The 21,973-nt window shown below is 58.6% G+C and carries 20 protein-coding genes and 1 tRNA gene; 16 read left to right on the forward strand and 5 right to left on the reverse strand.

Annotation, left to right across the window (positions count from 1 at the left end):
- The first annotated feature begins 326 nt into the window (after positions 1–326).
- From CBW50_RS16050 to CBW50_RS16065, 4 genes are all read left to right on the forward strand, one after another.
- The gene (locus CBW50_RS16050; protein WP_086146488.1) at positions 327–2,009 is read left to right on the forward strand and encodes an isovaleryl-CoA dehydrogenase; all 1,683 of its coding nucleotides are present in this window, start codon (positions 327–329) and stop codon (positions 2,007–2,009) included.
- A 143-nt stretch (positions 2,010–2,152) separates the two neighbouring features.
- Positions 2,153–2,803, forward strand: coding sequence for a uracil phosphoribosyltransferase (gene upp, locus CBW50_RS16055; protein WP_086146546.1), 651 nt, complete (start codon positions 2,153–2,155; stop codon positions 2,801–2,803).
- 23 nt (positions 2,804–2,826) lie between these two features.
- Positions 2,827–3,189, forward strand: coding sequence for an Hpt domain-containing protein (locus tag CBW50_RS16060; protein WP_086146489.1), 363 nt, complete (start codon positions 2,827–2,829; stop codon positions 3,187–3,189).
- 298 nt (positions 3,190–3,487) lie between these two features.
- Positions 3,488–3,691 (forward strand): cold-shock protein, encoded by a 204-nt coding sequence (locus CBW50_RS16065; RefSeq protein ID WP_010398811.1) that lies wholly within the window; start codon positions 3,488–3,490, stop codon positions 3,689–3,691.
- Positions 3,692–4,028: 337 nt separating this feature from the next.
- On the opposite strand, the gene CBW50_RS16070 is transcribed toward CBW50_RS16065, so the two are convergent.
- Positions 4,029–4,940: a LysR family transcriptional regulator gene (locus tag CBW50_RS16070; protein WP_086146490.1), complete on the reverse strand. Its 912-nt coding sequence runs from the start codon at positions 4,938–4,940 to the stop codon at positions 4,029–4,031.
- Between the two features lie 216 nt (positions 4,941–5,156).
- Here CBW50_RS16070 and aceB point away from each other — a divergent pair, with 216 nt between their 5' ends.
- The gene (aceB, locus tag CBW50_RS16075) at positions 5,157–6,755 is read left to right on the forward strand and encodes a malate synthase A (RefSeq protein ID WP_086146491.1); all 1,599 of its coding nucleotides are present in this window, start codon (positions 5,157–5,159) and stop codon (positions 6,753–6,755) included.
- Positions 6,756–6,953: 198 nt separating this feature from the next.
- On the opposite strand, the gene gloB is transcribed toward aceB, so the two are convergent.
- The gene (gene gloB / locus CBW50_RS16080; RefSeq protein ID WP_086146492.1) at positions 6,954–7,763 is read right to left on the reverse strand and encodes a hydroxyacylglutathione hydrolase; all 810 of its coding nucleotides are present in this window, start codon (positions 7,761–7,763) and stop codon (positions 6,954–6,956) included.
- A gap of 19 nt (positions 7,764–7,782) precedes the next feature.
- On the opposite strand from gloB, the gene CBW50_RS16085 reads away from it, so the two are divergent.
- The 6 genes from CBW50_RS16085 (at position 7,783) to CBW50_RS16110 (ending at position 12,863) form a co-directional block, all read left to right on the forward strand.
- A complete protein-coding gene (locus tag CBW50_RS16085; protein WP_086146493.1) occupies positions 7,783–8,559 on the forward strand; it encodes a class I SAM-dependent methyltransferase in 777 nt (258 codons plus the stop codon).
- Complete coding sequence (rnhA, locus tag CBW50_RS16090) at positions 8,552–9,001, forward strand: ribonuclease HI (protein ID WP_086146494.1); 450 nt, start codon at positions 8,552–8,554, stop codon at positions 8,999–9,001. Before CBW50_RS16085 ends, rnhA begins: the two co-directional genes overlap by 8 nt.
- Before the next feature lie 202 nt (positions 9,002–9,203).
- The gene (dnaQ, locus tag CBW50_RS16095) at positions 9,204–9,920 is read left to right on the forward strand and encodes a DNA polymerase III subunit epsilon (RefSeq protein ID WP_086146495.1); all 717 of its coding nucleotides are present in this window, start codon (positions 9,204–9,206) and stop codon (positions 9,918–9,920) included.
- A gap of 81 nt (positions 9,921–10,001) precedes the next feature.
- Positions 10,002–10,076, forward strand: a tRNA-Val gene (locus CBW50_RS16100).
- A gap of 125 nt (positions 10,077–10,201) precedes the next feature.
- On the forward strand, positions 10,202–11,536 hold the full coding sequence (locus CBW50_RS16105) for a site-specific integrase (protein WP_226935950.1): 1,335 nt from the start codon (positions 10,202–10,204) through the stop codon (positions 11,534–11,536).
- Between the two features lie 316 nt (positions 11,537–11,852).
- On the forward strand, positions 11,853–12,863 hold the full coding sequence (locus CBW50_RS16110; protein ID WP_172404784.1) for a helix-turn-helix domain-containing protein: 1,011 nt from the start codon (positions 11,853–11,855) through the stop codon (positions 12,861–12,863).
- A gap of 543 nt (positions 12,864–13,406) precedes the next feature.
- Here the strand turns inward: CBW50_RS16110 and CBW50_RS16115 are convergent.
- Entirely contained in the window at positions 13,407–13,835 is a 429-nt protein-coding gene (locus CBW50_RS16115) for a helix-turn-helix domain-containing protein (protein WP_086146498.1), read from the reverse strand.
- A 255-nt stretch (positions 13,836–14,090) separates the two neighbouring features.
- Here CBW50_RS16115 and CBW50_RS16120 point away from each other — a divergent pair, with 255 nt between their 5' ends.
- The 5 genes from CBW50_RS16120 to CBW50_RS16140 all read left to right on the forward strand — a co-directional run bounded on the left by CBW50_RS16120 (position 14,091) and on the right by CBW50_RS16140 (position 17,815).
- Positions 14,091–15,299, forward strand: coding sequence for a hypothetical protein (locus CBW50_RS16120; RefSeq protein WP_172404785.1), 1,209 nt, complete (start codon positions 14,091–14,093; stop codon positions 15,297–15,299).
- A 108-nt stretch (positions 15,300–15,407) separates the two neighbouring features.
- A complete protein-coding gene (locus tag CBW50_RS16125) occupies positions 15,408–16,220 on the forward strand; it encodes a hypothetical protein (RefSeq protein ID WP_086146500.1) in 813 nt (270 codons plus the stop codon).
- 219 nt (positions 16,221–16,439) lie between these two features.
- Positions 16,440–16,958, forward strand: coding sequence for a hypothetical protein (locus tag CBW50_RS16130; protein ID WP_086146501.1), 519 nt, complete (start codon positions 16,440–16,442; stop codon positions 16,956–16,958).
- A gap of 28 nt (positions 16,959–16,986) precedes the next feature.
- A complete protein-coding gene (locus CBW50_RS16135; RefSeq protein ID WP_139842535.1) occupies positions 16,987–17,397 on the forward strand; it encodes a hypothetical protein in 411 nt (136 codons plus the stop codon).
- A 163-nt stretch (positions 17,398–17,560) separates the two neighbouring features.
- A complete protein-coding gene (locus tag CBW50_RS16140) occupies positions 17,561–17,815 on the forward strand; it encodes a hypothetical protein (protein WP_086146503.1) in 255 nt (84 codons plus the stop codon).
- 33 nt (positions 17,816–17,848) lie between these two features.
- Here the strand turns inward: CBW50_RS16140 and CBW50_RS16145 are convergent, their stop codons facing one another.
- Complete coding sequence (locus CBW50_RS16145; protein ID WP_086146504.1) at positions 17,849–18,619, reverse strand: hypothetical protein; 771 nt, start codon at positions 18,617–18,619, stop codon at positions 17,849–17,851.
- Between the two features lie 123 nt (positions 18,620–18,742).
- The gene (gene mobF, locus CBW50_RS16150) at positions 18,743–21,859 is read right to left on the reverse strand and encodes a MobF family relaxase (RefSeq protein ID WP_086146505.1); all 3,117 of its coding nucleotides are present in this window, start codon (positions 21,857–21,859) and stop codon (positions 18,743–18,745) included.
- Positions 21,860–21,973 lie beyond the last annotated feature (114 nt).

Raw genomic sequence — 21,973 nt, forward strand, 5'->3', positions numbered from 1 at the left:
CCCGCGTATTGCATGGCGCCAACGGAAATAATGCATATTGCAGTGCGCCCGGGTATCGGGCAAGAGTGACTACGGGAACGCGATCCACACGAAATGTATCATTGAAAAGCACAGCAATACATGAAATAGAGCAACATTGCTTCAGGTTTTGTAAATATTCCTGTCTTTCATGAAAAAAATCAGCATGCTTTTAATCCGTCCGCAAACACCCGGCGGTGGCGCGCTTGCCCCGCTGGCGCGTTTGCGCTAGTCTGGCTGGCAGACGATGAGGACGGTGCGCCTGCCGCGGCAAGGCGCCATGATAACAAATCGCGATGGAGATACCCATGAATGCCTTTGACACGCATGAAGTTTTCAACCAGGCGACGCCGTTCGAAAACGTCAATCTGTTCGCCAGCGATCCGGCCCTGATCGAGGCCCTGCTGCGCGAGGGCGGCGGCGCGGCGCTGCAGGAACTCGATGCGCTGGGCGAGAAGCTGGGCCGCGCCGGGACGTATGCGCTGGCGCGCGAGGCGAACCGGCACGGTCCGGAATTGCAGCAGTTCGACCGCGCCGGCCGGCGCATCGACGAGGTGCTGTTCCACCCGGCCTGGCATGAACTGATGGCCATCCTCGTGGGCGCCGGCGCGCACGCTTCGCCGTGGGCCGCGCCCGGCCCCGGCGCCCAGGTGGCGCGCGCGGCCGCCTATCTATTAGTGGGGCAGGTGGAAAACGGCGCGCAATGTCCCGTGACGATGACGTATGCCTCGGTGCCGGCCCTGCGCCAGGCCCTTGATCTGCCGCAAATCGCCGCGCGCTGGCTGCCGAAGATCCTGTCGCGCGACTACGACCCCCGTTCGCTGCCCGTGGAGCAAAAGCGGGGCGCCCTGGTCGGCATGGGCATGACGGAAAAGCAGGGCGGCTCCGACGTGCGCAGCAATACCACGCGGGCCACGCCCGTGCCGCCGGCCGAGGCGCAAGCCCTGTTCGGCGAGCAGGCCGGCGGCGCCTGGCGCATCGTCGGCCACAAATGGTTCTTTTCGGCGCCGCAGTGCGACGCCCACCTGATCCTGGCGCAGGCGGACGAGGGCGGCTTGTCGTGCTTTTTCCTGCCCCGCTACCTGCCCGACGGCAGCCGCAACGCCATCCGCGTGCAGCGCCTGAAGGATAAGCTGGGCAACCGCTCGAATGCCTCGTCGGAAGTGGAGTTCGCCAACGCCTACGGCTGGCTGGTGGGCCCGCCGGGGCGGGGCATTCCCACCATCCTGGAAATGGCCAGCCACACGCGCCTCGATTGCGTGCTGGGCAGCGCCGGCATCATGCGCGCCGCCCTGACGCAGGCGCTGCACCATGCGCGCCAGCGGGCCGTCTTCGGCAAGCCGCTCGTCGCGCAGCCGCTGATGCAGAACGTGCTGGCCGACCTGGCGCTCGAATCGGAGGCCGCCACGGCGTTTGCGCTGCGCCTGGCCCGCTGTTTCGACGAAAAGGACGATGCGCAGCAGGCGATGCTGGCGCGCGTGCTCACGCCGGCCGGCAAATACTGGATCTGCAAGCGCGGCCCCGGCTTCGGCGCCGAGGCCATGGAAGTGCTGGGCGGCACCGGCTACGTGGAAGACGCGCCGCTGGCGCGCCTGTACCGGGAACTGCCCGTCAATTCCATCTGGGAAGGCTCGGGCAACGTCATGTGCCTCGATGTCCTGCGCGCCTTCGGCAAGTCGCCGGCCGCGCGCGACGCCCTGGCGGCCGAACTGGCGCTGGCCGGCGACGCGGATGCCGCCTTTGCCGGCTACCGCACGCGCCTGCTGGCTGACCTGGACGGCCCGCAAACGGACGAATTTGGCGCGAGGCAACTTTCCGAGCGCATCGTGCTGGCCGTGCAGGCCGGCCTGCTGCTGCGCCATGCGCCGCCGTTTGTCGCACAGGCCTTCATGGAGTCGCGGCTGGTGCAGGCGCCGGGCGGCGCATATGGGCGCTTGCCGGCCGGCACCGATTGCGCGGCCATCCTGGCGCGCGCCCTGCGCGAGTATTGACGGGCGCCGTCCGCAATTATTTCAAAATTCCGGCCACAGGCGGGCCGCGGGCTGGGATAATGCTGCAATCCATCATTTTATCGATACACAGCGCGCTTGCGGCCATGCTTGCCGCCGCGCCAGAGCAGAGAAAGAAAAACAATATGAAACAAGATCCGCGCTTCCCGAATTTGTTCATTACCGATCACCCTTTGATCCAGCACAAACTGAGCCACATGCGCGAGCACGACACGTCCACGCGCACCTTCCGTGAATTGCTCAAGGAAATCACCTTGCTGATGGGCTATGAAATCACGCGCGACCTGCCGCTGACCACGCGCGAAATCAGGACGCCGCTGGTGACCATCGATGCGCCCGTTATCGCCGGCAAGAAACTGGCCATCGTGCCGATTTTGCGCGCCGGCATCGGCATGAGCGACGGCCTGCTGAACCTGGTGCCATCGGCCCGGGTCGGCCATATCGGCGTGTACCGCGACCCGGCTACCCACATGCCCGTGGAATACCTGGTGCGCCTGCCGGACCTGAACGAGCGCACCTTCATTCTGTGCGACCCGATGGTGGCGACCGGCAATTCGGCCGTGTACGCCGTCGACGTGCTGAAGAAGCGCGGCGTGACGGACGAGCAGATCATCTTCCTGGCCCTGGTGGCCGCTCCGGAAGGCGTGACCGTGTTCCAGAACGCGCACCCAAACGTCAAGATGTTCTGCGCCTCGCTCGATTCGCACCTCGACGAGCACGCCTACATCGTGCCGGGTCTGGGCGACGCCGGCGACCGCATCTTCGGCACCAAGTAAGCGCATAGACGGCGAGTATCGCGATGGCAACCTTGATCGACCCGGATTTTCGCGCCCGTTTGCGCGCCCTGAACGATAAATATGCGGCTGGCGTGCCGGCCCTGATGCAGGCGATCGCGCAGGCGCAAGCGCGCTGCGACAGCGAAGGGCCGCGCCTGGAACCGCTGACGCAGCTGCACCGCGCCCTGCATGCGGTAGCCGGCTCGGCCGCCACCTTCGGTTTTGCCGCGCTGGGGCAGGAATGCCGGCGCATCGAGCAGCTGGTGCGCCTGCAGCTCAACGCGCCCGGACAGGTGCTGGCCGAGTGGCCGGCGCTGAGCGGGCAGGTGGGGGCGCTGCTGCGCTGGGCGGAGCGCGATGCGGCCGCCACCCATTTCAGCACTTGAGTGACCATTTTTCGATCTTGTGGTTGCAATGATTCATTTGATGCAACGCAAAGCATCCACGTCGCAGATTAGGATATAGTGTGTCCATGCCGCTGGTACAGGGCGCCGCAAGACGGGGATTTGGCTATTAAAGCAGTGTTCGCAAGTTTATTTTGCGAAAGAATGGTTTTTCTCAGTTTTGTTGGTATAATTGGGCATCGTTGGATTCGAGGTAGTAGTGCAGTTTGTCTGTCATTTCTTTCTTGCTTCAAACGATATAACGGGCGCAAGCCCAACTTAACTGAAATAGGAAATTGTAATGGCAACTGGCATCGTAAAATGGTTCAATGATTCGAAGGGTTTCGGCTTTATTACCCCTGACGAAGGCGGCGAAGATCTGTTCGCTCACTTCTCGGCTATCCAGTCGAACGGCTTCAAGTCCCTGCAAGAGAACCAACGCGTTTCTTTTGAAGTGACCGCTGGCCCTAAAGGCAAGCAAGCTTCGAACATTCAGCCAATCTAATACGCTGGATCAAACGAAATAAAGAAATCCTCGGTCTCCGGGGATTTTTTTTCGCCTGAATTTCCTTCAGGCAGGGGTTTTGTGGGCTTTTGCGGATGTTTGGCGCGTGCATTGTCGCTTGGCTTCGCTTCCGCGGCTGTCTGGTAGGTCGGCTTAGCGCTTGCGCGTAAGCCGACATGTATGCTCGCATTCTCTGTCGCTACCGTGCTGGCAGTTGTTGGCTTACGCTGCGCTAAGCCGACCAACGCCGGCCTACGCACCCACGTCTAGGCCGCGAGCGTCACGGCGCCCAATCGCCCCGTGACAAGCGCCGCGCGGCAGGTTTGGTCCCGCGTCTTCAAATAGCGCGTTCGCGCCAGTAGTCCGGCTGCGAATAACTGTGCCGTAAAAAATCCACGAACGCCCGTATGCGCAGCGGTAAATGGCGGCGCTGGGCGAACACGGCATAAATGTCGTTGCCCGGCGCGGCAAACTGGTCGAGCACCGTCACCAGCTGCCCCGATTCGATCTCCGCGCCGACTTCCCACATCGAACGCCATGCCAGCCCCTTGCCGGCCAGCGCCCAGTCGTGCAGCACTTCGCCGTCGTTGCAGACCATGTTGCCCGCCACCTTCAAAATCACGTTCTTGCCATTTTCGCGGAAAGTCCAGCCCCGCTGGCTGCCTTCGCTGCTGATGGCCAGGCAATTATGTTTCGCCAGGTCGGCCGGGGTGCGCGGCGTTCCCGCCCGTTTCAGATAGGCGGGCGAGCCGACCAGCACGCGCTGGTTGTCGGCCAGCTTGGTGCTCACCAGGGACGAGTCGGACAGGCTGGCGATGCGGATGGCCACGTCGATGCCTTCGCCGATCAGGTCGACGAGGCGGTCGTTCAGGTTCAGCGACACGGTCACGTCGCGGTGTTCGGCGACGAACGAGGGGATCAAGGGCGCCACATGCTGGCGTCCGAAGCCGGCCGGCGCGGAAATGAGCAAATGGCCGCTGGCCTTCACGCTGCGCTCGGCCACGGCCGCTTCCGCCTCTTCCAGTTCGCCCAGGATGCGCTGGCAGTCTTCGAGGAAGGCGGCGCCTTCATTCGTCAGCGCCAGCTTGCGCGTCGTGCGCTGCAGCAATTTCACGCCCAGGCGCTGTTCCAGCGCGTCGAGGCGTCGGCCTATCATGGCCGGGGCGATCCCTTCCGCGCGGGCGGCCGCCGACAGGCTGCCCCTGGCGACCACTTCCACGAAGGTTGATATTTGTCTGAACTGGCCCATGTGATGCTCCCGCTATGTCGTCACTTGTGATAAAAACGCATAGATGAAGTGATTTTTAATCTCGTTTCCATGCCTTATAGTGCAATACTATAGAACAAACGCGCGGCCCGGCAGAGTGTTTTTGCGCCTCTGCCCAGCTTGCCTGCGCAGTCGTTCCGCTTATACTTGGATCACCAGATTATTTTTGCTTATATTTATTAAAAACCGGAGAACTTCATGACGCAGAACACGATCGCACTTCCCGAAGGCATGCAAATCACGGGTGAAATCGCCCCCGGCTACGAACAGATCTTGACGCCCGCGGCGCTGGCGCTGGTGGCCAAGCTGACGCGTGAATTCGAGCCGCGCCGCCAGCAATTGCTGGCCGTGCGCGTGGAACGGGCCAAGCGCCTTGACGCGGGCGAGCGTCCTGATTTCCTGCCAGAAACCGCGCATATCCGCGACGGCGACTGGAAGATCGCGCCGATCCCGAAGGCGCTGGAATGCCGCCGCGTGGAAATCACCGGTCCCGTCGAGCGCAAGATGGTCATCAACGCCTTCAACTCGGGCGCGGACAGCTACATGACGGACTTCGAGGATTCGAACACGCCGAACTGGGATAACCAGATCACGGGCCAGATCAATATGTACGACGCCGTGCGCAAGACGATTTCGCTGGAGCAAAATGGCAAGTCGTACAAGCTGAACGACAAGATCGCCACCCTCGTCGTGCGTCCGCGCGGCTGGCACCTTGATGAAAAGCACGTGCTGGTCGACGGCAAACGCATCTCCGGCGGCATTTTCGATTTCGCCCTGTTCATGTTTCATAACGCCAAGGAACAGCTGGCGCGCGGCGCCGGCCCGTATTTCTACCTGCCGAAGATGGAATCGCACCTGGAAGCGCGCCTGTGGAACGATATCTTCGTCATGACGCAGAACGAGTTGGGCTTGCCACAAGGCACGATCAAGGCGACCGTGCTGATCGAAACCATCCTGGCCGCGTTTGAAATGGATGAAATCCTGTACGAACTGAAGGAGCACAGCTCGGGCCTGAACGCGGGCCGCTGGGATTACATCTTCTCGTGCATCAAGAAATTCAAGCTGGACAAGGATTTCTGCCTGGCCGACCGCGCCAAGGTCACGATGACGGCGCCGTTCATGCGCGCCTACGCCTTGCTGCTGCTGAAAACCTGCCATAAGCGGGGCGCGCCGGCCATCGGCGGCATGGCGGCTTTGATCCCGATCAAGAACGATCCGGAAAAGAACGACATCGCCATGGGCGGCGTGCGCAACGACAAGGCGCGCGACGCCACCGACGGCTACGACGGCGGCTGGGTCGCCCACCCGGGCCTGGTCGAGCTGGCCATGGGCGAGTTCACCAAAGTGCTCGGCGACAAGCCGAACCAGATCGACAAGCAGCGTCCCGACATCGATGTGAAGGCGTCGGATCTGCTGAATTTCCAGCCGGAAGCGCCGATCACGGAAGCGGGCTTGCGTTACAACATCAACGTGGGCATCCATTACCTGGGCAGCTGGCTGGCCGGCAACGGTTGCGTGCCCATCCACAACCTGATGGAAGACGCGGCCACGGCCGAGATCAGCCGCTCGCAAGTGTGGCAGTGGATTCGTTCCAGCAAGGGCGTGCTGGAAGACGGCCGCAAGGTGACGGCCGAGATGGTGCGCGCCATGATTCCGGAAGAGCTGGCCAAGGTGCAGCGCGATGCGCCGGGCGGCAACGGCCCTACCTATGTGCGCGCCGGCCAGATCTTCGAGGAAATGTCGACGTCGGAATCGTTCGCCGAATTCTTGACCTTGCCGCTGTACGAAGAAATCTGATCCTGATCAAATAACCGCATAAAAAAATCCCGGCAATGCTTTTTGGCACTGCCGGGATTTTTGTATTGAAGTCTGCAACGCCTGACAAAACCGTAGCGAGCGGAAGGAATAGGTGGTCGAGAAGCGCAACCGTACTTCTAGTGCGGCGAGCATCGCAGGCCGCCTATGTCGACGCGCAGCAGGCTTGCTCAGGTGTCCTCAGAAGTTGTTCTTCCACATCCGCAAGGCCGCGAATGCTTCCACGGGAGAGGCGTCGGCGGCCAGCTTGCCCTCGACCTTCAGGCTGTTCAGGATGGCCGGTTCGCGGTAGCGCAGGAAGGGGTTCGTGGCTTTCTCAATGGCAATGGTCGACGGTACGGTCGCTAAACCTTGCTGGCGTTTTTCCGTGTCGATGGCGATGCGTTCCTGCAAGGCCGCATTGCCCGGCTCGACGGCGTTGGCGAAGCGCAGATTGGACAAGGTGTACTCATGCGCGCAAAATACCTCGGTATCGTCGGGCAGGGCGGCCAGCTTGCCCAGCGAATCGGCCATCTGGCCCGGCGTGCCTTCGAACAGGCGGCCGCAGCCGCCGGCAAACAGGGTGTCGCCGGAAAACAGCCACGGCGCGCCGCTGCGCTCGTCGCGCTGGCGCACGTAGGCGATATGGCCTTTGGTATGGCCGGGCACGTCGATGACGGTCATCTGCAAGCCAAGTTCGGGCACGCAGGCGACATCGCCTTCGGCAAGCGCTTGCGTGATGGCTGTGATAGCCTCATTGCGTGGGCCGAATACGGGCACGGCGAAATGCTGCAACAATTCAGGTACGCCACCCGTGTGGTCGGCGTGGTGGTGCGTGAGTAAAATGGCGGACAAGGTCAGCTGATGGGCTTTGAGCGCGTCGAGGATGGCCATCGCGTCGCCGGGGTCGACCACGGCGGCGTGGCGGCCGTCATGGATCAGCCACAGGTAATTGTCGGCAAAGGCGGGCACGGCAAGTACCGATAAAGCGTGTTCAGGGGAGTGTGTCATGTATAAAAGAGAAAACTGAATGGACAGTGCGGCATCCGAAAAATCCATTATAGCGCTTGACGGCTGGCTGCAGACGCCGGCCGGTCTGTACGTGCGCGCCTGGGAGCAGCAATGCCTCGACAGCCTGACCGTCGACATCTTCGGTTTTAATGCCGTGCAGATCGGCTTGCCCCAGCTCGACGCGCTGGCCGCCAGCCGCATGCCGAACAAATGGCTGCTCGATGCGCGCCTGCCGTCGCGTCCGCCGCAGGAAAGCCGTTTGACCCTGGTGTCGGCCTTCGACGAGCTGCCGTTCGACTCGCAAAGCCTGGATCTCGTGGTCTTGCCGCATGTGCTTGAATTTGCCGCCGAGCCGCACCAGGTCTTGCGCGAAGTCGAGCGCGTGCTGATCCCGGAAGGGCGCGTGATCGTCTGCGGCTTCAATCCGGCCAGCCTGTGGGGCATGCGCCAGGGCGTGGGGCGGGTCACGGGACGCCATTACCTGCCGCGGGCTGGCGAACTGATCTCTATGCCGCGCATGAAAGACTGGTTAAAATTGCTCAACATGGGCGTCAGTCAAAGCCATTTTGGCTGCTACGCGCCCGCTTGTCGGACGGAAAAATGGCTGCGCCGCAACGCCTTCATGGACAAGGCCGGTGCGCGCTGGTGGCCATATCTGGGCGCAGTGTATATAGTGCAGGCGATCAAGCGCGTCAAAGGGATGCGTTTGATCGGTCCGGCGTGGACCAAAAAACCGGCGACGGCGCCCGCAGGCGCACCGGTCACGAATAAAAGGCGGGAACAGCAAGATGGATAAGGTAGAAACGAAGGTTGAGATTTATGCCGACGGCGCATGCAAGGGCAATCCCGGCACAGGCGGCTGGGGCGCACTGATGGTGGCCGATGGCGCCAAGAAAGAAATTTACGGCGGGGAAMTCAATACGACGAATAACCGGATGGAATTGAAGGCCGTGATCGAAGCCTTGACGGCGCTCAAACGTCCGTGCCAGGTAGTGATGTATACCGATAGCCAGTACGTGCAGAAGGGCATCAGCGAATGGATACACGGCTGGAAGGCGCGCGGCTGGAAAACGGCGGCCAAGGCGCCCGTGAAAAACGTCGACCTGTGGCAGGCACTCGACGCGGCCCAGGCCGTCCATGAAGTGGAATGGCGCTGGGTACGGGGCCACAATGGCCATCCGGGCAACGAGCGGGCCGATCAGCTGGCCAACCTGGGCGTGGAAACCGTGCGCGCGTAAGAACGCCCAACCAAACCTGGTGCGCGTCGCGCTTTGCGGCCTGTGATGCTCACCGTACTAGAGTACGCTTGCGCTTCTTGGCCACAAATCACTGCCGCTCGCTACGGTTTTGTTGGGCGTTCGAACATGTCTGGGCACGATTGCAGCACACAGGTTTGCTATACTGTGCCCTTCGCTTTTTGCTTTTACGAATGAATCCGCCATGCGTCAAATTGTTCTCGATACTGAAACCACCGGCCTGAACCCGCGCACGGGCGACCGCATCCTGGAGATCGGCGCGGTCGAACTGAACAACCGCATGTTGACGGGCAACAATTTTCACCATTACATCAATCCCGAGCGCGACTCGGAAGAGGGCGCGCTGGCCGTCCACGGCTTGACGACGGAATTCCTCAGCGATAAGCCGAAATTCGCGGAGATCGCCGACGAATTCCGCGCATTTATCGCCGGCGCCGAGCTGATCATCCACAACGCCCCGTTCGATATCGGCTTCCTCAATGCGGAATTCAAGCGCCTGAACCTGCCGCCCGTGCATGAGCAGGTGCACGGCGTGATCGATACCCTGGTGCAGGCGAAGGAAATGCATCCGGGCAAGCGCAACTCGCTCGACGCCCTGTGCGACCGCTACGGCGTCTCGAACGCCCACCGCAAGCTGCACGGCGCGCTGCTCGACTCCGAATTGCTGGCCGACGTCTACCTGGCCATGACGCGCGGGCAAAACAGCCTCAGCATGGAAGAGGAAGTGGAAGTGGCCGCCGACGGTGCCGCGCTGGAAATCGTGCCCCTGGCCGAAGTCATCTTCCAGAGCGCCAGTGCCGACGAACTGGCCGCCCACGCAGCCACCATCGCCGGCCTCGACAAGGCCGCCAAAGGCCAGTGCATCTGGACAGCCGTCACGGCCCCGCCAGCGGCAGCCTGAGAAAAAAGCGGGGCATGGCAAATTTCCTCCCGCCAGCCCTTGCAGATGCCGCAACACCTATGCGATAATTCGCCTCGCTTCGGGAGGTTAGCTCAGGGGTAGAGCACTGCATTCACACTGCAGGGGTCGCAAGTTCGAAACTTGCACTTCCCACCAAATTTTAGCTTTGAAATCAAGGTCTTGGCGTTCGCCGGCATGTTTCAAAGCAACGGCAAATGCCGGCATGATGGTGAAAAATAGGGGAATTCGACAAACGATTCCACCAACGCCAAAGGCCAATCATGGCATCATCCATTCCTCGCGGCATCCGGGTCATAGACTGGAAAAACGCAGACAAAACAAAATCCATACGTTACAGAGTGCGCGTTGAGCGCGGCGACTTCGTTGTCGACCGCTCATTCGGACAAGACGAGCTTGAGCGCGCCAAGATATTTTTGGCCGATACCAAGACTCCGCAGGGCCGGCTCCTTATCGCCCAAGGACGGGACCGCGCGACCATGATGGCCAGCGAGGTCCACCGCGCTGGCGTGGAGTTGATCACGGAAGGGCGCTGCACACTTGGCCACGCCATTGACAGCTACTTGCGCGCCTACGTCAATCCGCTGCTGGATTGCGGCGTCGACAAGGTCCAGCAAACAGCAAAGGCCGCCAGAGCGCGCTTGCAGAACTGCCGCGACATCGAGATCTCCCACATCAAGAGCGGTTTTTTCGTTCCGTCAGGGGCGCTTGCAAGCCTGCGAGAGCATGCCAAGGGCTTCGCCAAGCAGAAAATCGGGGATTTTTACATTGACGACCTGACCGAGCAGGATACGACCGAATACATCAATGTCCGATTGCGGCAGGGCCGGGCCAAGAGCACGGTCAAGCGCGAAATCTACGCGCTGCAAGGCGTCGTGAACAAGCTGCGCTTCACAGACAATAAAGCGTGGAAGCGCCTCAACGGCCACAATCCCTTTGCAGAAGCAGACAAGGCCAAGGTGAAGGGCGGCGAGCGGCGCCGACGGCGGATCATCTCGCCGGAGGAAGAGGAAGCGCTGCTTACGGAGCTGCGCAAATGCCGGAACAAGGAAATGCCGCTCATTTTTGCCGTCGCCATATCCACGGGCATGAGAAGGGCCGAGATCCTTGGCCTTCTATGGTCGCAGATCGATATCGAGCGCGGCGTCATCAATCTCGATGCGCATCAGACGAAAGCTGACGAGGAGCGCCTGGTCATCTTGCTCCCGGAGGCGGTGGCAGCCTTCAAGGTTATTCCGCGAGTGGACGATCGAGTCTTTCATTACAAGATCGAGGGCTTCAAGACGGTATTTCGCCGGGTGCTGGAGCGGGCGAAGCTTGATGGCATTCACATGCACGATACTCGTCGCTCTTTCATTTCCAGAGTGCTCAAAGACATCACCTCTTCGCCAGTGGCCATTGCAGACATGATTGGCGCCCGCAGTGTGGCGAACTTGCAGAAGCGGACCATCGAGCGCATCCGGCAAGGCAATATGATCGACGCTGGCTTCATTCAAACGGAGGAGGAGCTGCGTTCAGTCGTTGGGCACAAGGACGGGCAGACGACCGCGCGTTACGCGAACATGGCGCCGGAGAAGAAGGGCTCCGTAGAAAAATAGGATCGCTTGCCGACGGCGTCACCTCGATGATGCCCAGTGCGCCCATCTATCCAAGCATTCTGCGATGTCAGAGCTAGCACGACATTCAAGATGCTTGGCGTCGGCGTAAAAGAGCAGGAATGGCTCATGGGCTGCTGCGTAGCCGCTTATTGATGCGCATGCATGGAGGCATTGGCTATTGATTTTTTAAGATATAGAACATAATAATGTTTATATAAACGCCATTTTTCGCCAGCCGTGTTGTAGTATGGCAATTCGTAACTGGCGTTTGTCGATTGAGGCACTCAGGGGATTTCCCCGTTGTAAGCATGATTCCATGGCTGCGACCTTCGCGGCCATTTTCGTTTACGGGAAACCGTTGTTCGCTTTGCATAGATCCAGCGCTTGCCGAAGCATCGTCAAAATATCAAACTGGGAATCTGGAATGCCGAACTCGCTTGCCTATCACGTTGTCGTAAATGCGCTCGAGGACAAGGCTGGCTGGACGCCGATGTCCAGGTTCGTCTCCGCGGTGTCGCACGCCATCAGTGGCCACCTGCCGTATCAGCGCTACCATGCCGCCGGCCGCGCAAGAACGGCTGAGGGAGCCGGGGCCGGTGTCGTCGAGCGCATGGTCAACGACTTCCTCGCCACCGACATCAATCCAGGCTATCTGCTTCTCTCGTCATTCCAGCGCGAAGCCGATGTGCTTGTCGCGTTTAACGCCTATAACCAGTCCGCGAAACTCGGCGTGCAAACCAGCCTCGGCTCAAGTGGCTACGTGCGCCGGCTCAATAGCGGCTCGCGCAACAGTTCGCACAATGCCAATGCCAATGGCGCAGATGGATCGCTCATGGCTCATGGCGACGATCCTGATAGCTGTCGCCAAGGCACCTTGGCGATTGTGGAGACCATGATGGCGACCACACGACGCAATGCGCAGTTGCCGAGCGGAGCAGAGAGGCGCAGCTTGACCACCACTGCCAAGATCCTGGGTGTGGAGGCGTCCGCTGTCGGAGAAGTGGCTCTGGTGTTTGAAAGCGAGGGACACATTCCCATCGCAAGTGTTGCCCGCAAGCTTGGTTGTCATCAGCGGACTTTGGAGCGCCGGTTGAGGGAGTCAAATATAACGGCCGAAGCGCTTAGACAAGCGTCGCGCTTGGTTCGCGCATCGCATCGCCTCTCATCCTTGGATAGCCTTACGATGATTGCCTTTGACGAAGGTTTTTCTGATTTGGCCCACATGACCAGGGCATTTCAAACCGCATCGGGAATGCCTCCTAGTCTCATACGCAAGTTGATGCGCCTTAGCCAAAATACCTTGCCAGCGCTAAGCCCCAGCCTTTAACTGCCCATCTTGTCATATGCCCTTTATTGCTGAGGGTTTCGACAGCCTTGGGCTTTGATCGCTCTTAACGTGGGCTTTGACAGGCGTTAAAGGCCACATCCTTCTTTATTCCCTTCCATTTTCACTTCCAATTCCACTTTTTCTTACTGCCGACATAGTTCTATCTGATGGCGTGTAGGGCGCGCGCCAACGTTCGGTCGCCAGCGGTGACTCCGCATGCGCGGGTTCCGCGTTTGCTCGCTGGTTTGCCATCTACGTCCGCCTAGATCTACGCCGGACTCAACTCGCGAGCATTCGTTGCTCCTCTTGCGCCACGCCTCGCGCTCCGCAGACATCCCATTTCGCAGTCCCTCGCTTGGGATGGCATCTCGCTCTGAGGCCGATCTGAGTTCAACAGCGTCAATTTCAATATCGTCAATATTGCCAATCTGTTTGCTGGTGTCGCATAGATTCAATCTTTTCGACAGCCGTTGCGTTATTTTTCTGGTTGTCGGAGAGCAATGGAATGCTTAATCACCGGCGCAGGAGTTTGCGCTCTCTATTTCAAGATTTTTTTGTATTTTTCTTGTGCTGTCCCGTTGAGGGAGTGTCGGGGGAAGAAATGGTTGAGCAAAAGTAGTTGTTAGCCCTTTCCCGCAGGTAGACGGCAGTGGCGCGCGCCTGATCGACGACGAATGCTCGGTCCTCTGGGGAAAGGCCGCTGAGATGGGCTTCAATGGCCGCGGCCTGGTCGGTTTTGCGATCGCTGGATGTCAGCAGCAATTCATCCATTCTGCAATCAAAGAGCTCCGCAAGCTCTGACAGGCGCGGGATCGATGGCAAGACGATGCCGCGCTCAAGTCGCGAGATGGCCTCGTTGCCGATTCCCAAGCGCTCGGCAACATCCTCTTGCGTGAGGCCGACTCGGACTCTGTGGCTCGCGATGGCGGCGCCCACTGTTTGGGAAATTTTTTTGAGTCGTTGAGATTCCATGGGGCGTCCTTGTGATGGGTCAACCCGAATGGTGGCTACTAGGCTTATTTGTTTGAAGGACTTAAAAAGTTGAAACACAACTAAAATAGTTTATTATTCGTTCGCTGCATGTTTTTCTCTCATGCAATGTCCCGGAACCCCTAGGTTTGAACAGGCAACAAATTGAAAGGTGTAAGAATGTCTAATTCCCCGAAAAGCTTGCTCGCTAGCATCATATATTTCGCGATCAAAGTTTTGTGTTCGGTGGTAGCGGTAGTGACCACGCCCAAACCTGCGGTGTTAGCTGCGGTGTTTGTTTTCTGGATTTGGCAATTGGTCGCACACTACCGGCGCGGCCTCGTCGCCCTCAAAGCGGCATTGAAGCGGGGTGAAAGTGTGAATCCCAGAGCGGTGTGGTTCAGTAAATTCAAACACAAATTCGTGCTCTCAATCATGGCGTCGGTGGTCTACCCGATGCTTGGGATTCCCGCGGTGATTATTTTCTGGATCGTGGATTTGGCATTCCTCAACCGGCAAAAAGCTGCGGTTCGCGCCGCCGCGCCGCCTACTTACGCAGACAAGGCCGGCGTCGCCAGTGGCGACGTGAACGGGGCGGAGTGGGGCTATTCCTGTTCTCGGTTCGATTTGATGATCAATTTCGAGCGCGACGAGGCAAGGTTGGTATCCCATGTCGACAATGTCGGTGTAACTATCCTGGGTATTAAAGCTGACATTTCGACGCATTTTGATCGCACTTTCCGGCTGTCAGATTTGGCCTGTGCCGTCGAAGAAAATAGCACTAGCATTTACTTTTTTGCATTCTCTCAAGAGGTTGTGGTTGGAACACCTATCAGCGTGAAATGGCGAGGCGACGAGCTTGTCAGAGAAGGCTCTGCCCGCCTTGAACGAAAATGGCATTCCACGCCTGACTTTGGCGCATCCTTCTACGAGATCGGCCCGGTGCTGGCGAGCGACTTCAATCGTTACTGGATGCCGATTGAAAAAAGAATATTTTCAATGGGACACGCGAGAGCGGATGCCTATGTCACCGAGCATCAGGATAGCTTGGCTGCGGTGAGGCTTAGCGCACGCGCTGCATGGAAGGCTGAACGCGAAATCAGCATGGCGCGCGTGAGCGAGCTTAAAGAGCTTGCAGGTCTTGGAGAGGCATTTCTAGAAAATGCCCTGTATGACAACGGCTCGCTAGCATGGACCATTGCTGCCGACAAGAGTGGCCGCGCTGTCGTTGAGTTGAATGGCGACGTGTGGATCGGGTCACTCAAAGACGCTTGCGCGACGGCGAGCTTGGATGAAATTCCCGCAAAAACCGACGGCGCCGCGCCCACCTTTGCGCTGGGAATAGTCGTCAAGGATGACGAGTTTGAGCGCTCGCAGCTCCGCAAGCGCCGCTTCCAGCTCATGGTTGGCTATCCGAAGGCGCAAATTACAACCTGGATCGATCGAATTGAGATCCTTGCTCGATAGCAGGCGCTGGACTAGGACGCTGGGCAAGGCACACGCCTCGCCCAGTGATCGTTGCCGCTGCTGCGGCCACAGCATTCATCTGTTTTAATTAACTTATAGGAAATACTGATGCGTAAAATTTTATCCGCGCCTTTGATTGCGCTCGTCCCATTTGTGCTGTCCGCATGCGCCAACCCCGGAATGCCGGGCGGCTCGAATGTCCAGCTTCAGCAGGCCATCAACACGGTGGGCGCCATGCTTAATGGGACTGTGCCGACTTCGGCAACTGCCACTAACCCAACTAGCCGGCCAGCAGCCCCCACTATCGCTGCCGGTGAAGGCACTCCCAAGGTAATCAGTGGGTCAAGAATTATCATTGACGGTCCTCGCCCGAAAGATCCTCGCTGGGTAGGGAAGTCGATCGAGAGCACTCCGCTTTACAAGCTGTTTGAGCGCTACCCGTTGGAGAGCTATGGGAATTACTGGCCACGCGTGAGTATCCATGTTGATGACTATTCTGAAACACTAGCGTCAAGCGAGCATTCCAGCACCAGATATTCGCAATTAGCGAAGGAGGCGCGTCCGTTGGAGTGCATCAAATTCACTGCGATGATATGGACCTCTGAGAAGAAATCGCAAAAAATTGAGGGTGTTGTGATTTGCAGCGTGGATATCAAGCCAGATGACCGATATTTGTCCATTGGCGCCATGAACGCTTATCGCGGACTTATGTCTCCTTCAATGTATTCTTCCCGGCAACTCCGAACAGCAGGGCCACGAATTCCGGCGCAACTTTTGCCGCGGTCAACAGGCGAAGACGCTACATTTTATTCCAATGGGGATTACCTTTTTTCCTCCCTATTCGTCAAAATGGGATATCAGGGAGCCATTGATGGGGATGCGCGGCTCTGGTTCGTCAACCTCACTAATGCCAAGTTCTGATAAAAATGGAAGATTAGTGGGGCTGTCTACCCTGCTCCTATGAGAATGGTCGGTTTCGTCGCCATGACTTTCTCAAATAAGAATTGAGGGAGCCCCTCTGTTTGTCCAGATCACATGCGTGACGTGACGCCTCGCACGTTTCAAGTGGCTCATATCCCATTTTCGCCTTTAATCTGACTCGCACTTGATGTGCGATTGGATTTTTGAGATGCTGGAAATATGAAGAACAGCAAAAAAGTCAACAACAGTTACAGGGGCAAGTGCGGGGGCTCGGAGACCGAGGCCAAGCGGCTCGCTCGCTTGGCGAGCTACGCCATAGAACGTGGCCATGCCCACACACTGCGTCGCCATTTAAACTCTGGATTGGCTGCCGACGCCATGTTTTATCACTGGGGATCAGGTCATGGCCCGTGGACTTTGATTGAGACAGCTGCCCGGCGTGGGCAATTGGAATGCTTTAAGGCGTTGGAAGAGGCCGGAGCTTTGATCTCCGAGAATGCGATTTTGAGCGCTGTCGAAGATAAACTCGATCAAGGTGTGCTCGCTCACCTCCTAGCGCATAGGAAGTTCGATCCTCGGGACATCATGCAGGCTGGCTGCTCTTGGAGTGATTACGCCAACCGATGCTCACTCAGAGCCGCGCCGATCCTAGAAAGAGCCATCAGCGAGTTGGAGCGGGACGAATTGAATTCGGTATCCGCTCCTTCAATATCGAGGCGCTCGTGCCGATTCTTGTAATATTGAGGTTTTATCATAGAATAGCCAGATGGCCTCCCCCAAATACAAACGCACTAATCGCTCCTATTCGCCTACAGGAGGAACAGTTCGAGCTGCGTTGGATTTTGCGACGAGTTCGGCTTGTTTCAAGGGTTTTGGCAGCAATTTACAAGGTCTCTCTGTTGATAAGTTGCAAAAAATAGCCATAGAATTATTCGAGGATAGGAAAGTGGTGACAGCCACTTTTTCGACGATACTTCCTAAAGTGGAAACCGCTCGCCAGCCATTCATCATCACGTTCACACCTATGGAGAACGGATGTGCGAGCACGGTGGAAATCGATATCGAGTCGGTGGACGAGCTGCGAGCTAAGGCCAAAATGTATAAAGCCGATGCCACGGCTTACTCGGGAATTCGCAAGCCCAAGATTAAGCTCCGCAACATCGATAAGGCATTGTGAGCGAAGCATAGAGCCACGGGCGTCCGGGGCGATTCGTAAGTCCATTTTATACACCTGACGCACCGTTGGTATATGCTTTTGCTATGAGTGCTGAGATGGACCTCCCAGCACTCTCTAAGTCATATGTAGCCCCGTTTCTGAGCTGGGCTATGAAGGGGATTGCATGATTGATGATTTGACCGGAGAGCGACTGACAATTCAAAATGGCCATTTGATCCTTGCGGCTGCTCAACGCCCGCGCGTAGATTCTATTTTGAAGGAGCATCGTTGTCCTGCGGTCTGGTCCGCGGGCATATCCGCGGTGGAGCGCTATGTGGACACCTCGCCAGACGATATGCGCAATGTGGCTGTTTGGTCGGTGGCGTTTGACGAGAGCATGGACATTGACACGCTTCAGGCCGCGCTTGACGCTGAATAACAGGATTTGAGAGTGTCCAGCACCCCGCTGACGCTATTGGCGATGCCAAGCGAGTTGCTCGCCGAGCCCAGTTGCATTGTTTCTCCGGAAGGTGGCGATATGCCATCCGCCCTGAGCACTTTTTTTGCAAACAAGAGTAATTGGATCGAACGGGGCCTGCGCTATGCCAGCGGCTAGCGCGCATTGCGGGTCCATATTTTCCAGAACCACTCGCATCTCAGCGCCGTCGTCTACAGCGCATCCATCCACGTGCAAGGCCTCAACACTTAGCTCCAAGGTGATCTTGCCTAGGGCGCTGCCATCCGCCCTGGTGGCAATCCAGCAGGCTTGCAGCAACGCCAAGCTATACACTTCTAGGCCACCTTCCGCCATGGGCGAGTCGAGCCACGCGAGAAGTGATGGGGTCTCATATGACAGAATATCTTCTTTCGTTGGCGCAGCCAGGGCAGACTGCATGCCAGGATTGCTGTTGGCGCTTTCTTTTACCATTACTAAGTGATGAATCTGCCCTATGGATTGTTCCAGCCTGTCGATGCGGCCGCAAAGCAAGGAGCGCAGATCGTCAATGTCGCCGGTAGTGTCGAACTCCGTTGCCTTCAATGATCCGCGCGCGCCGTCCTGCGCCTCGTCAAGGTATGCGGCCAGCGCTTTGAGCGGGGAGTCCTCGATTCCTCTTGAGCGGGCAATTTCAAGAAGCCGCGCCTTTCGTTTGGGATTGAGTTGAAGATAGACGCCTCGGCTTTCCCATAGGTTGGGCTTGCTAGGCTGCTCGGATGCTTCCATAGGCATTTTCATATCGTTCATATGCTCCGCATGGTTTGTCACATTTCTCTCGTTCAACGCATCACCCCGTCATTTACACCAGTCATAGCAGTGCTCCTAGCAGCCATTTCGGTCATTTCGCACTTCCCCCCACAAGTAAAATCTCTATCGACTCAGCCCTAAGTCGTGCTCGCCGAGCAGGGTAGCCGGTGGCCTTTTATATGGAACTTGCCCGTGGACCGAGCCCCGAGAGCCAGTGTTGGAGTGCACAGCTAAACCTATGGGGGAAGAGGGCAGCCAGGTGGACAATGGAGAGAAGCGGATAGAGCATGGCGCTGGGGAGATGGCGCCGACATTGGCCATGATATTGGGACTGGCGATGCCGTTGGCAGTGGGGCCGAAAGGCCGGGAGCCCGAACGCATTCGCCGGATTGCCCTCGAAATGAGATTTCGGAACGATGTTGCCCAGCGTGGGGAAGATGCGCTCGCTGGCGCCTTTGGCGACTCATAATCGAGCGTGGTCCCCTTCGCGCGGCTGCGCCTCATGCCAAAGGCCAGGACATCCATCGCCTTGCTTCGTTCGCTTGGCGCTCCGTCCTGCTGTTGATGGGATTCGGGATCTCCAGCTCCCAAGGCGCCAAGGTTTGCGTAAATGGTGGTGGCGAAGCGGGAGCGGCTGGCGGCAACATAGCTCCATTCGCGATCCGCCATGCGTGGATTCACCAGGACATAGGCCGATTCGAATGTGCGCCCTTGGCTCTTGTGATTCGTCAGACAAAAGGCATGGTCAAAGCGCCCAAACGACGCGGGTATGCGAACAATCTTTTCCTGGCGCTCGTTTGGCTCGTCGAGCTCCACCACGAGCATGACGCCGGCCGCGGCGCGCTCAATTGCCGCAATGCTGGCAGCCACGCCATTTGAAATGCCCAGCGACCTGTCATTTTTGGTAAAGACGATGCGATCGCCAGGCGCGAAGCGCTTGATGTCGGTAGTGTCGTCGCGGTGGATGATCTCGGCCTCAATTCCATACGCATCGCGAACTATGCCCCTTTCGACAAGAGCGGCCCGGGCCTTGGCATTGAGCTCCGCAACCTCTGCCCGCGTGCCGGCGATGATCGCCTTCTGCGGCAAGGCCGCATTGTCTTGGTCCCATGCTGCGATCAGCTGGGCAACGGTCGCAGAGTGGCCTGAGACCAGCTTGAGCCGGCCACGCTCATCGAGCATCTCCAATCCGGCGCGAGCCTCGCCGGTGGCGAAGAGCTCCACGGCCTTGCGCATCCATTCGAAATCGTAACGGTCCCTCCATTTTTCAAAAGCCCGCGCCAGCTTTGCGTCGCCCGAGCAAATCGATTCGAGGGCCAGCAGCCGCGCCTCCTCCGGTGCCTCGCGCAAGGCTTGGCCTTGAAGCTTCGACAGGCTTCCGCGAGCGTCGAGCCATGTGAGCAGGGGAGCGAAGTCCGTCCGCTGTCGCTGAATGTTTGAGATTTCGGCCTTGCCGTGACGGATGGCGAGCGCCCGAAAGATCCCGCCCGCGTCGATGGGCTGAAGCTGCTTTGCGTCGCCGACCGAAACTAGCTTCGCGCCGGCCTTGATAGCCTCCGCTTGCAGGAGGCCAAATTCGCGGGAGCCGACCATGCCAGCCTCGTCGAGGATCAAGATGCTCTTGGAGTCGAGTTTCACTCTGCCCTTTTGAAGCGACAAGAGCAGGCTGGCGATCGTGCGCGAAGGTATGTCCGCCTCTCGCGCCAAGTTCAAGCTTGCTGCGGCCGACTGGCAGCAGCCTGAGACGTTGAACCCTGCGGCCGCATACGCGACACCCAAGGCCTTCAGCAGGGTCGTCTTGCCTGTTCCCGCCCAACCCTCAACGAAGGCATGCCGGCCTGTGTCGCAGGCGATGTGCAGGGCCGCGGCGCGCTGTTGGTCCAGGGAGACGTCGACTCCCAGCTTGGCTTTGAGCTCGTGTTCCAGGCGTTCGAACTCATCACCAACGACGGAGCGGGCGACCTGGTGCGCTCGATCCAGGGAGAGCTGCTCCACCGAGGCGCTGATCGAAGCCTCAAGATTCAATGTGGCCTTCGAAGTGAAGATCTCGGTAAGGTGCTCAGTGCGGCCAAGTTGAACGACATTGGAGTGAGCTAGGAACTTTTCGAGCTCCGCCAGGCATTCCTCCGCGTTCCAGCGGCCCATGGCCTTTTCGCAGATGAGGGCGAGGGCATCTTGGGTGGTCGCGCACGACCGGCTCTCCAATAGTTCGGCCAAGACTGCGTTGCGATCGATTTCAAAAGGTGCTTCAATGTCTGGATGCACAGTCTTGTCGCGGCCGGTCCGCATCGAGGCGACTGCTTCTGGCGTCAAGCCCAGCTTTGCGGCCATTTCCTTGAAGCTTTCAAGTAGAACCGGCAGCGAGGGCTCGGCCTTGGCGGAGCGGGTGTTGAGGGCGGCAATTTCCCGTGCGACAGCGCCATCCGCTTCAAGCATGCCGCACTCGCGCACATATTCTGCAATTTGCTTGGAGCGCGTCGATAGGGCGTCCCGTTGTGCCTGGTCGATTCCGCGAATTGTAAAGTAGGGGCCTGCTGGCTCCACTTCGAAGCCAAGGCCCCGCAGTCGGCTCGCGAGCTCGACGCGAAAGAGAATGCCTGTGGCAATCTTCGCCTCAAACTGGGCGCGGTGTTCCAGGGCGCTCCATTCCTTGCTATTTTTGCGCTTGGCCAAGTTGAAGAAGAAGCCATGGATATGCAACTGGGGTTCGCCGGCGCGGCTGCTGAAATGCGTATAGCAGGCTGATATTGTGGCGCCGGCCTGCTGCTTTATCCTGCCACCTTGGCCGTGCCTGGTGATCGAGTTTTTCTCAACATAGGCCAGAGCGCTTTTTGCCGAGTCCTGCAGGCAAGCGATGAGTGCGTCGCGCGTCCCTCTGTCTGCGGCGGCAAATATCGCCGAAACATCCTTGACCGCCGAGAAGGTCATGTCGAGCCCCATGACATGGTTGTCGCCGGCTCCCTTGACCAATGCCTCGCCAGTAAGCGGATGAAATCCCTTGGCCAAGCGCTCGACGTGCTCGCGCTCTGCCGGGCCGGAGAGCTCAAGCAGTGGCACTCCGCCACCAACCCAGAATGGCGGCGGCCCCAAGTCCTCGTCCCGGCCCCGAGCATAATCGTCGAAGTCGCCACGTTGTCGAGTGGTGTCTGTTGGGCCTCCGAGATAATGCAGGTAGCTCTTGGAGCCATGGCCCTTCTTAGATTGATTAGTTGAAGAATTTATTTTCGTGATTGAAAGCAAATGACGCCTCCTTTCTGAGGGGCAAGCTCGTTTGTTTCTGGCGCCTCTGATATCCAATGTCCCTTTCCCAGAAAGGGGAGAAAACAAGGGGCGGCTCGGAAGCCCCCCCAAGGC

It is taken from the genome of Janthinobacterium sp. GW458P, assembly GCF_002127585.1.
GTDB lineage: Bacteria > Pseudomonadota > Gammaproteobacteria > Burkholderiales > Burkholderiaceae_D > Janthinobacterium.

Coding starts and splice junctions, on each gene's coding strand:
- CBW50_RS16050 (WP_086146488.1), top strand. CDS start 327: ATGAATGCCTTTGACACGCATGAAGTTTTCAACCAGGCGACGCCGTTC.
- upp (WP_086146546.1), top strand. CDS start 2,153: ATGAAACAAGATCCGCGCTTCCCGAATTTGTTCATTACCGATCACCCT.
- CBW50_RS16060 (WP_086146489.1), top strand. CDS start 2,827: ATGGCAACCTTGATCGACCCGGATTTTCGCGCCCGTTTGCGCGCCCTG.
- CBW50_RS16065 (WP_010398811.1), top strand. CDS start 3,488: ATGGCAACTGGCATCGTAAAATGGTTCAATGATTCGAAGGGTTTCGGC.
- CBW50_RS16070 (WP_086146490.1), bottom strand. CDS start 4,940: ATGGGCCAGTTCAGACAAATATCAACCTTCGTGGAAGTGGTCGCCAGG.
- aceB (WP_086146491.1), top strand. CDS start 5,157: ATGACGCAGAACACGATCGCACTTCCCGAAGGCATGCAAATCACGGGT.
- gloB (WP_086146492.1), bottom strand. CDS start 7,763: ATGACACACTCCCCTGAACACGCTTTATCGGTACTTGCCGTGCCCGCC.
- CBW50_RS16085 (WP_086146493.1), top strand. CDS start 7,783: ATGGACAGTGCGGCATCCGAAAAATCCATTATAGCGCTTGACGGCTGG.
- dnaQ (WP_086146495.1), top strand. CDS start 9,204: ATGCGTCAAATTGTTCTCGATACTGAAACCACCGGCCTGAACCCGCGC.
- CBW50_RS16105 (WP_226935950.1), top strand. CDS start 10,202: ATGGCATCATCCATTCCTCGCGGCATCCGGGTCATAGACTGGAAAAAC.
- CBW50_RS16110 (WP_172404784.1), top strand. CDS start 11,853: ATGGCTGCGACCTTCGCGGCCATTTTCGTTTACGGGAAACCGTTGTTC.
- CBW50_RS16115 (WP_086146498.1), bottom strand. CDS start 13,835: ATGGAATCTCAACGACTCAAAAAAATTTCCCAAACAGTGGGCGCCGCC.
- CBW50_RS16125 (WP_086146500.1), top strand. CDS start 15,408: ATGCGTAAAATTTTATCCGCGCCTTTGATTGCGCTCGTCCCATTTGTG.
- CBW50_RS16130 (WP_086146501.1), top strand. CDS start 16,440: ATGAAGAACAGCAAAAAAGTCAACAACAGTTACAGGGGCAAGTGCGGG.
- CBW50_RS16135 (WP_139842535.1), top strand. CDS start 16,987: ATGGCCTCCCCCAAATACAAACGCACTAATCGCTCCTATTCGCCTACA.
- CBW50_RS16140 (WP_086146503.1), top strand. CDS start 17,561: ATGATTGATGATTTGACCGGAGAGCGACTGACAATTCAAAATGGCCAT.
- CBW50_RS16145 (WP_086146504.1), bottom strand. CDS start 18,619: ATGAACGATATGAAAATGCCTATGGAAGCATCCGAGCAGCCTAGCAAG.